Origin of the sequence: Streptomyces sp. MB09-01 (genome assembly GCF_033794505.1) — a bacterium.
In the GTDB taxonomy this organism is placed as follows: domain Bacteria; phylum Actinomycetota; class Actinomycetes; order Streptomycetales; family Streptomycetaceae; genus Streptomyces.
On record NZ_JARAYQ010000302.1, the window covers coordinates 1 to 8,895 of the forward strand.

Here is an 8,895-nt window from a genome sequence, read left to right on the forward strand (position 1 = left end):
CCCCCACCGAGACGTCCGCGCCCCCCGAGCCGGCCGCGCCCACCGGGACGTCCGCCCTCACGGAGCCGGCCGCCCCCACCGACACCCGCCGCCCGGCCGGCTCCGGAAGCACGGTGACCGGCCTGTTCGCGGCATGCCACCCGCTGCCCGCGACCGCCGTGACCCTCTTCAGCGCCGCCCTGGCGGCCGCCGCGGGCCGCAGCCTGCCGGGGGCGGCGGCCACCGTGGGCGCGGTGGCCGCCGGACAGCTGTCCGTGGGCTGGTGCAACGACCGGGCCGACCTGCGCCGTGACCTGGCCACCGGCCGACGGGACAAACCCCTGGTCGCCGGTACGGTGTCGGCCGCCGCCGTCACCAGGGCGGCAGCCGTCGCGCTGCTGCTCTGCGTTCCGTTGTCGCTGGCCGCCGGGCTGCTCGCCGGCGCCGTGCACCTCCTCGGCGTCGCGGCCGCCTGGGGCTACAACCTCCGGCTGAAGCGCACGGCCGCCTCCTGGGCCCCGTACGCCCTCGCCTTCGGTCTGCTGCCCGCCTTCGTCACCCTCGGGCTGCCCGGCGCGCCCTGGCCACCGCCCTGGCTGACGGCCGCCGCGGCCCTGCTCGGGGCGGGCGCGCACTTCGCCAACGTGCTGCCCGACATCGAGGACGACCTGGCCACCGGCGTCGTGGGGCTGCCCCAGCGGCTCGGCGTACGGCGCTCGGCCGCGACGGCCGCGCTGCTCGTCGTCGGCTCGACCTCGGCCCTGGTCGCGGGACCGCCCGGGCGGGTGACGGCGTACGGCTGGGGGCTGCTGGCCGCCACGGCGGCGGCCCTGCTCCTCGCGGCCCGCCGGCCCGCCGGCAGGCTCCCGTTCCTGACCACGATGGCGGTGGCCGCGGCCGATGTGGTCCTGCTGCTGGCCGAGCTCCGCTCCTGAGTCTGCCGCCCTTCCGGCGGAAACCCAGGGGAGAAGGGGAGAACGGGGCCATGGAGCCAGCCGTGGGCGGGGAGTGGGCGCGCACGGCGGGTCATGCCGCTGGAAGCGCCCCTGACGGAGCGGGCGGGGGGTCACCTCATGGAGCGCGTCGGGTGTCGGTCCAGGCGAGGAGCTGGTCCGCGGTCCAGGTGTTGATGATCCGCCCCGCCGGTACGCCGCATTCCGCGGCTCGTCCGCAGCCGATCACCTGCCAGTCCAGCTGGCCCGGCGCGTGTGCGTCGGTGTCGATCGCGAAGAAGGTGCCGGCCGTCACGGCCAGGCGCAGCAGCCGCCGCGGCGGGTCCAGGCGCTCGGGCCGGCTGTTGATCTCCACGGCGGTTCCGGACTCCGCGCAGGCCGCGAAGACGGCCTCGGCGTCGAACTGCGACTCCGGCCGGGTGCGGCCGGTGACCAGCCGCCCCGTGCAGTGGCCCAGTACGTCCATCAGCGGATTGCGCACGGCCGCCAGCAGCCGCCGGGTCATCGAAGGAGCGTCCATCCGCAGTTTCGAGTGCACCGAGCCGACGACGAGGTCGAGCCGTTCCAGCAGCTCCGGCTCCTGGTCCAGGGCCCCGTCGTCGAGGATGTCGCATTCGATCCCGGTGAGCAGCCGGAAGGGCGCCCACGCGTCGTTGAGCTCGGCCACCACCGCCAGCTGCTCGCGCAGCCGCTCCGGGGAGAGCCCCCGTGCGACGGTCAGCCGAGGCGAGTGGTCGGTCAGTACGGCCCACTCGTGGCCCAGCGATGCCGCCGCCCGGCCCATCGCCTCGATCGGGCTGCCGCCGTCCGACCAGTCCGAGTGCATGTGGCAGTCCCCGCGGAGGGCCGCCCGCAGCGCGGCGGCGGCCGGGGCGGCCGGCGGCCCCTCGGGCAGTGCGGCGGCCTCGTCCTCCAGGGTCTGCAGATAGGCCGGCACCGTCCCGTCGAGGGCTTCCCGCACGACCTGGGCCGTCTTGGGTCCGATGCCCTTGACGGCCTCCAGGGTGCCCGCCGCGGCCCGCTCGGCCACCTCCCGCCCGCCCATCCGCGTGAGCGCCGCAGATGCCGTGCGGAAGGCCCGTACCCGGTAGGTGGGTGCCTGTGCGCGCTCCAGGAGAAAGGCGATCCGGTCCAGCGCCGCCACCGGTTCCATCGGGTGCCACCCGCCTTCCGCCCCCGCTCACCGCTTCCCGTTTCCGGACCAGTGTCCGGCGCGGGAGGGGCCTACGCCTCTCCTGCCTCCCGCGGCACGGCCGCGTCGAGCGCGGCCGTGAGGCGGTTCAGGCGGGTCTGGAGGTCGAGGACCTCGGCGAGCTCGAACCCGGTCGCGGCCGCGATCCGCCGGGGCACCTCCGCGGCGCGGACGCGCAGCGCGGCGCCCTCCTCGGTCAGGTGGGCGTGGACGGAGCGCTCGTCCTCGGTGCTGCGCTCGCGGCGGACCAGCCCGGCCGTCTCCAGCCGCTTCAGCAGCGGGGACAGCGTGCCGGAATCCAGCCGGAGGTGCTGCCCGATCTCCTTGACCGGCAGCTCGCCGTGCTCCCAGAGCACCAGCATCACCAGGTACTGGGGGTAGGTGAGCCCCAGGTCCTTGAGCACGACGCGGTAGAGGCCGCCGAACGCGCGGCTCGCTGCGTTCAGCGCGAAGCAGATCTGGCCGTCCAGGCGCAGGAAGTCCTGGTCGGGGTGGGTCGCGGTCGGCTGCTCGGTCATGGCGGCAAGTGTACCCGGGGTGAGCTTGGAGGGCATTTAATTGCGCACAACTGAATTGCGTGCTCTACTGATGGAGCGCGGCCACCACCGGCCGCCGCCACGGTTCATTTCTGCGAGAGGAACTCTCATGGACGCGCTCTACACCGCTGTCGCCACCGCCAACGGCCGCGAGGGCCGCACCGTCAGCTCCGACGGCCAGATCGACCTCGCCCTCGCCATGCCCCCGGCGCTCGGCGGCAACGGGCAGGGCACCAACCCCGAGCAGCTCTTCGCGGCCGGCTACGCCGCCTGCTTCGCCAGCGCGCTCGGCCTCGTCGGCCGCCAGGCCAAGGCCGACACCAGCGAGGTCTCGGTCACCGCGGAGGTCTCCATCGGCAAGGACGGCGCCGGCTTCGGCCTGGGCGTCACCCTGCGCGTCGAGCTCCCCGAGTCCCTGGCCGGCGAGACGGGCGCCCTGCTCGTGAAGCAGGCCCACGAGGTCTGCCCCTACTCCCGGGCCACCCGCGGCAACATCGACGTCGACCTCGTGATCGAGTAAAGATGCCGGACACCCGGCGCGCGGCGACCATGGAGGGACAACGACCCTCAGGGGGGCCGCACGCCGGGAGGCGCCAGTGGCGCGCACCTATGCAACGGACGTCCTGGTCGCCGGCGCCGGACCGGTCGGGCTGACCGTCGCGGCCGAACTCCGCAGGCGCGGGGTCTCCTGCCGGATCGTCGACCGGCTGCCGGCCCGGCTGCCGTTCGCGAAGGCCGTGGGCATCCAGCCGCGCACCCTGGAGCTCTGGGACCGCATGGGGCTGGTCCGCGCCGCCCTCGAGGCGGCCGTCCCGATACGCGGGCAGTACGTGTACGTCAACGGCATCGAACAGCCGCGCCTCGACCTCGTCCTGCCGCCCGAAGTGCCCTACGGATTCGCGGCGCTGCCGCAGTACGAGACCGAGCGGATCATCGACGAGTTCCTGGGCCGCTTCGGGACCGAGGTCGAACGCGGCACCGAGCTGGTGTCGTTCAGGCAGGACGGCGACGGAGTGACCTCCCGGCTGCACACCCCTTCGGGCGCCGAGGAAGAAGTGCGGACCCGGTTCCTGGTGGGCTGCGACGGCGCGCACAGCATCGTCCGCAAGGGGCTCGGGCTCAGCTACGAGGGCGGCGCCTTCCCCGAGGAGTACATGCTCGCCGACGTGCGCGTCGACTGGGACGTGCCGCACGGGTACGGCGTGCGCTCCATGCACCGGGGCGTCGACGGCGCCGTCGACGACGTGCTGGTGTGCATCCCGCTGCCCGGCCCGGGCCGGTACCGGATGTCCATGCTGGTGCCGCCCGAACTCTCCACCGTCCGGCAGGCCGAGGCCTCCTCCGACGTCGCCCACGGCCTGCAGAGCAGCCGGGCCCCCGGACTGGCGGACATCCAGGCCGTCCTGGACCGGCTGGCACCCCAGCCGACCACCGCCTCCGACATCCGCTGGTCCTCGGTGTTCCGCATCAGCCACCGGATCGTGGACCGGTACGGGGACGGCCGGGTCTTCGTCGCCGGGGACGCGGCGCACATCCACCCGCCGACCGGCGCCCAGGGCATGAACACCGGTATCCAGGACGCCTGGAACCTGGCCTGGAAACTCGCCCTCGCGGTCCGGGACGCGGCCCGCCCCGGCCTCCTCGCCAGCTACGACGCCGAGCGCCGGCCCGTCGGCGAGGAAGTCGTCGGCCGCACCGTGCGGCACGCCGTCCAGGGAATCGAGGCCGACCCGGACGACCCGCAGACCCTGATGCTGCGCGAGGCCCAGCTCCTCGTCGGCTACCGGGGAAGCCCGGTCGTGGACCCGCCCGGCGAGGGCCGCGGACCCCGCCCGGGAGACCGGGCGCCGGACTGCGGCGGGCTCACCGGACCCATCGCCGCCTACCCGCGGCGGCTGTACGACCTCCTGCGGGAGCGCGATCACCTCCTGCTGCTGTACGGGACCGGGCCCGGCTTCGAGGAACTCGCGCGGACCGCAGAGGAGTCCTCCGGCGGCCGGGTGGAGGTCTTCGTGGTGCTTCCCGCCGATGCCCCGCCCGACGGCCAGGCCGGCGCGACCCCGCTGCCGGTCTACCGCGACAGCCGCGGCGAGTTCGCCCGCCTCTACGCGGCCGACCGGCCGACCGCCTTCGTGATCCGCCCGGACGGCTACCTGGGCGCCCGCCTCACCCCGCCCGCCCCGCAGTCGCTGGCCGCCCACCTCGGGGCCGTCTTCGCCGCGAACGGCGGGGCTTGACCGGCGAGGCGCGTCGGCGTGCCGCGGTCGGCGTGCCGCGGTCGGCGTGCCGCGGTCGGCGGGCCTAGGTCAGGCCCGGCCGTCGGCGCGTGCCGCCTCGCGGCGCCCGCGCTTGCCCAGCGGAGCCTGCGACAGGTCCTGGGCCTGCGACTTCAACTGCTTGAAGCCGTACCCGCGCTCGGTCAGCCAGGCCTCCGCCGCCAGCTCCGCTCGGGCCGTCGCGTCGAGGATGTCCTCCTCGGTCTCGCCCGACTCGAGGAACCGGAAGGTGAAGAAGGGGCGGGCCGCGAGGTCGTAGGTGAGGTGCCCCTCGACGGTGAACTCGGCGCGCAGCATGTCGTGCTCGGGCGCGGCCGCGAGCAGCTCGGCCCGCTGGTCGTCGGTCAGACCGTCGAACGAGCCGCGGATGGTGATGCGGAAGGTACGGGTGCTCATTCCGGCAGAGTAGATCGGGCACTGCGCCCCATGCACCCGGATATCCGCCGGTCCGCACCCGGCGCCGGCCCGGTCCGCCGCCGGGACGCCCGGCGGACGGCCGCGCACACCCTGGAAGCCGCGGCGGCGACCCGGTTTTGGATTGCCGGACTATCCTCAATACGATCCGGCGATGATCACTAGAAAACGGCTGGCGGCCGGGGCGTGCGGCCTGCTCGCCGCCCTGGCCGTCGGGCTCTTCCCGGCGAGCGCCACCGCCGCCGACGGACCGACGGCGAAGGAACCCCCCAAGGTCGATCTCGTCCTGGACGTCAGCGGCTCCATGCGGGCGACCGACATCGACGGCCAGTCCCGGATGGCCGCGGCGAAACAGGCCTTCAACGAGGTCATCGACGCCGTGCCCGCCGAGGTGCAACTCGGCATACGGACCCTGGGCGCGACCTACCCCGGCGAGGACAGGGCGCTCGGCTGCAAGGACACCAAGCAGCTCTACCCGGTCGGCCCGCTCGACCGGACCGAGGCGAAGACCGCCGTGGCGACCCTCGCCCCCACCGGCTGGACGCCGATCGGACCGGCCCTCCAGGGCGCGGCCCAGGACCTCGAGGGCGGCAACGCCACCAAGCGGATCGTGCTCATCACCGACGGCGAGGACACCTGCGCCCCGCTCGACCCCTGCGAAGTGGCGCGCGACATCGCCGCCAAGGGCATCCACCTGGTCATCGACACCCTCGGCCTGGTGCCCGACGCCAAGACGCGGGCCCAGCTGACCTGCATCGCCGAAGCCACCGGCGGTACGTACACCTCGGTGCAGCACAAGGCGGAACTCTCCAGCAGAGTGCGCCAACTGGTCGACCGGGCCGCGGACCCGGTCGTCAACCCGGTCGCCACCGAGGGCGCCAAGCAGTGCGAGGGCGCCCCGCAGCTGAAGGCCGGCCTCTACAGCGACCGCGAGACCTTCGGCGAGCACCGCTGGTACCGGGTGGACGTCCTCCCGGGCCAGGAACTGCGCGCCTCGGTGAGCATCGGCGCCGACCGGGCCGTCAACAAGGACTACGGAGTGCTGCTGCGCGCCACGACCCTCCACGGGCGCGAGATCGTACGCGGCTCGGAGGCGGGCGACGGGCGCACCGACGTCCTCTCGACCGGCCTGCGGTACCCGAAGGCCGAGATCGACGACGCCGACGGTGACGCGAAGCCCGCGGCGGAGACCGTCTGCATCCAGGTCAGCAACTCCTTCTCCGCTCCCGCATCCGTCAAGACCACCCCGGGCATGCCCGTCGAGCTGACCATCGACCTCGTGGACGGACCCGACGGGGCCTCCGACGTGGCCGCGTTCGGCCTCGGCCGCGGCTGGTGGCTGCTGGCCGCACTGGCGCTCGCCGGACTGCTGGCCGGTCTGGTGTGGGGCTGGATCTCGCGCTGGCGCATCTCCGTCTGGAGGACCAACTGATGCGTACCGTACGCACGCTGACCGCCGCCCTGCTCGCCGGCGCCGCCGCCCTCGCGGTGGCGGGCACGGCCGTGGGCACGGCGGTCGCGGACACGCCCTCGGCGAGCCCCACCGCCACCCCGGCCAAGGGCTCGGCCGACTCCGCCCCGACCGAGGCGGGCACCAGCTTCCGTACCGCCGCGGCGTTCCGGCCGGGCCAGAAGGCCACGGCCGGCGCGTCCACCGGCGACTACCTCTACTGGGTGCTGCCGCTCGACGCGCAGCAGCGAGCCACGGTCAAGGCCGCGGTCACGCTGCCCGAATCGGCGACCCGGCACGGCGCCTCGACCTGGCAGCTCGACGTGTACGACGGACTGCGCCGCCGGCAGGCGTGCACGTACGGCACGCAGAGCGCGACCGCGGCGAAGGAAGCCGCCTCCGTCGAACTGTCCTGCACCCTGCGGACGGTCCGGGCCGGCGCCGAGCCGTGGGCCAACGACCCGCTGCCGGGCAGCTATTACGTCCGCCTGACGGTCGTCGGCCTGCCGGAGGAGGACCTGGGTCTGCCGGTGCGCACGGCCGTCGAGGCCGACGTGAAGGAGACCGGTGGCGTCCACGCGGTGGACGGCGCCCTCTCCACGCCGCTGGTCGCCGGCACGGTGACCGCCTCCCTGCGCGAACCGGAGGACGGCTGGTCCGGCGGCTGGTGGTCGGACCGCTGGATCTGGACCGCGATGGGCGGGGTGCTCGCCGCCGCCGCGGGCATCTTCGGGTACTCCCTGACGCGCGGCTCGGGCCGTCCGTCCCGGGTGCCGCACGGTGCCTGACCCGCTCGAGCAGGTCTGAAGGACGTTGAACGGCAGAGGCGGTCGCGGCCATCGGGCCGCGACCGCCTCCGTCCTGACCGGCCGTTCTAGCCGAGTCGGGTCATACGGGTGCCGAACGAGGGCTCGGCCAGGTCCTTCTGGACCGCCACCGGTACGCTCTTGGCCCCGTCGCCCTCACCGACGGTCAGTACGGCGACCTCGGCGCCGGCCTTCGCGGTGTGCGGCAGCGGCGAGGCACTGGCGACGAGCGACAGCTTCAGCTGCTGGCCCGGTACGGCGATCACGTTCACGTCCTTGGTGGCCACGAGCGGCATACGGCCGCCGAGCCCGTCGTCCAGGTACCCCACCGGCTGGCCTTTGCGGATGACGGGGGCCGACGCCAGGGCCCCCCGTACCGCCTCGATGATCTTCTTGCTGTTCGCCTGCACCAGAGCCAGGCTGTTCGTGGCGTCCGGGTCCGGGCCGTCCACACGCTGGTCCATCAACGTGCCGAGGATCCGCGGTTCCTCGTCGCCGACCGTCTTGTACGCCGCCCACATCAGGGCCCCGCCGGCGGGCGTGCTCGAGCCGGTCTTGATGCCCCGGACGCTCAGGCCCTGCGCCGTGAGCAGGACGTTGTTGTTGATGAGCTGCTGGGGCAGCCCCTTGATGGTGGCGCTGGGCAGGGCGACGATCGTGCGGAACGTCTCGTCCTTCATGACGGCCTCGGCGAGCTTGAGCTGGTCCGTGGCGGTGCTGACGGTGCCCGCGTCCAGACCGCTGGGGTCCGTATACGTGGTGCTGTTCATCCCGAGCTCCCGGGCGGCGGCGTTCATCTTCTGGACGAACGCTGCCTCCGAGTCGCTGCCGGTGTCCCAACGGGCCAGCAGCCGGGCCACGTTGTTGCCCGAGGGGATCATGAGCATCTTGAGCATGTCCTGCTGGCTGAACTTCTGGCCGGCGGTCAGTCCCGAGATCCGGGACTCGTGCGCGGAAGTGCCGTCCGCCACGGTCTTCTGGTCGACCGTGATGTCGGGACCGGGCTCGGTCCTGCGCAGCGGGTGGCCTTTGAGGATCACGTAGGCCGTCATCACCTTGGCGACGCTGGCCGTCGGGACGGGCTTCTGCTCGCCGAAGGTGCCGAGGTCTCCGGAGCCGGCGACGCGGACGGCTCCCTGGCCCTTGGCGGGCCAGGGTATGGAGAACTGCCCGTCGACGGTGCGGCTGGTTTCGGTGGCGACCATCTGCGGGGTGGGCAGGGGGCGCAGCATCTGGGCGCCGACGTAGGCGCCCGCGAGGACCAGCAGGACGGGCGTCCACACCTTGAC

General features: G+C 73.8%; 9 protein-coding genes. 5 read left to right on the forward strand and 4 right to left on the reverse strand.

All coding sequences use genetic code 11. The features are described from left to right. A partial coding sequence (locus PV721_RS37555; RefSeq protein WP_319732449.1) for a UbiA family prenyltransferase occupies positions 1 to 914 on the forward strand: 914 nt, incomplete at its 5' end. A 136-nt stretch (positions 915 to 1,050) separates the two neighbouring features. On the opposite strand, the gene PV721_RS37560 is transcribed toward PV721_RS37555, so the two are convergent. Next, the gene (locus PV721_RS37560; RefSeq protein ID WP_319732451.1) at positions 1,051 to 2,085 is read right to left on the reverse strand and encodes a PHP domain-containing protein; all 1,035 of its coding nucleotides are present in this window, start codon (positions 2,083 to 2,085) and stop codon (positions 1,051 to 1,053) included. Positions 2,086 to 2,156: 71 nt separating this feature from the next. Further along, positions 2,157 to 2,642 carry a MarR family winged helix-turn-helix transcriptional regulator gene (locus PV721_RS37565; protein WP_319732452.1) on the reverse strand — a complete coding sequence of 162 codons (486 nt, stop codon included), beginning with the start codon at positions 2,640 to 2,642 and terminating at the stop codon, positions 2,157 to 2,159. A gap of 127 nt (positions 2,643 to 2,769) precedes the next feature. Here PV721_RS37565 and PV721_RS37570 point away from each other — a divergent pair, with 127 nt between their 5' ends. Next, entirely contained in the window at positions 2,770 to 3,180 is a 411-nt protein-coding gene (locus PV721_RS37570; protein WP_030770995.1) for an organic hydroperoxide resistance protein, read from the forward strand. Positions 3,181 to 3,256: 76 nt separating this feature from the next. Beyond that, on the forward strand, positions 3,257 to 4,897 hold the full coding sequence (locus tag PV721_RS37575; RefSeq protein ID WP_319732457.1) for an FAD-dependent monooxygenase: 1,641 nt from the start codon (positions 3,257 to 3,259) through the stop codon (positions 4,895 to 4,897). A 69-nt stretch (positions 4,898 to 4,966) separates the two neighbouring features. Here PV721_RS37575 and PV721_RS37580 read toward each other — a convergent pair whose 3' ends face one another. Further along, on the reverse strand, positions 4,967 to 5,332 hold the full coding sequence (locus tag PV721_RS37580) for a DUF6204 family protein (RefSeq protein ID WP_319732460.1): 366 nt from the start codon (positions 5,330 to 5,332) through the stop codon (positions 4,967 to 4,969). Positions 5,333 to 5,504: 172 nt separating this feature from the next. Here PV721_RS37580 and PV721_RS37585 point away from each other — a divergent pair, with 172 nt between their 5' ends. Together PV721_RS37585 and PV721_RS37590 are read left to right on the forward strand one after the other, a co-directional pair. Beyond that, positions 5,505 to 6,782, forward strand: a complete 1,278-nt coding sequence (locus PV721_RS37585) for a VWA domain-containing protein (protein ID WP_319732462.1) — start codon at positions 5,505 to 5,507, stop codon at positions 6,780 to 6,782. Next, complete coding sequence (locus PV721_RS37590; protein WP_319732464.1) at positions 6,782 to 7,588, forward strand: hypothetical protein; 807 nt, start codon at positions 6,782 to 6,784, stop codon at positions 7,586 to 7,588. The genes PV721_RS37585 and PV721_RS37590 overlap by 1 nt, the downstream gene beginning before the upstream one ends. A gap of 86 nt (positions 7,589 to 7,674) precedes the next feature. On the opposite strand, the gene PV721_RS37595 is transcribed toward PV721_RS37590, so the two are convergent. Further along, on the reverse strand, positions 7,675 to 8,895 hold a 1,221-nt coding region (locus PV721_RS37595), incomplete at its 5' end, for a D-alanyl-D-alanine carboxypeptidase family protein (protein WP_319732466.1).

Bases quoted from the DNA above. Each gene is read 5' to 3' on its own strand.
- PV721_RS37560 (WP_319732451.1), bottom strand. From the start codon at position 2,085: ATGGAACCGGTGGCGGCGCTGGACCGGATCGCCTTTCTCCTGGAGCGC.
- PV721_RS37565 (WP_319732452.1), bottom strand. From the start codon at position 2,642: ATGACCGAGCAGCCGACCGCGACCCACCCCGACCAGGACTTCCTGCGC.
- PV721_RS37570 (WP_030770995.1), top strand. From the start codon at position 2,770: ATGGACGCGCTCTACACCGCTGTCGCCACCGCCAACGGCCGCGAGGGC.
- PV721_RS37580 (WP_319732460.1), bottom strand. From the start codon at position 5,332: ATGAGCACCCGTACCTTCCGCATCACCATCCGCGGCTCGTTCGACGGT.
- PV721_RS37585 (WP_319732462.1), top strand. From the start codon at position 5,505: ATGATCACTAGAAAACGGCTGGCGGCCGGGGCGTGCGGCCTGCTCGCC.
- PV721_RS37590 (WP_319732464.1), top strand. From the start codon at position 6,782: ATGCGTACCGTACGCACGCTGACCGCCGCCCTGCTCGCCGGCGCCGCC.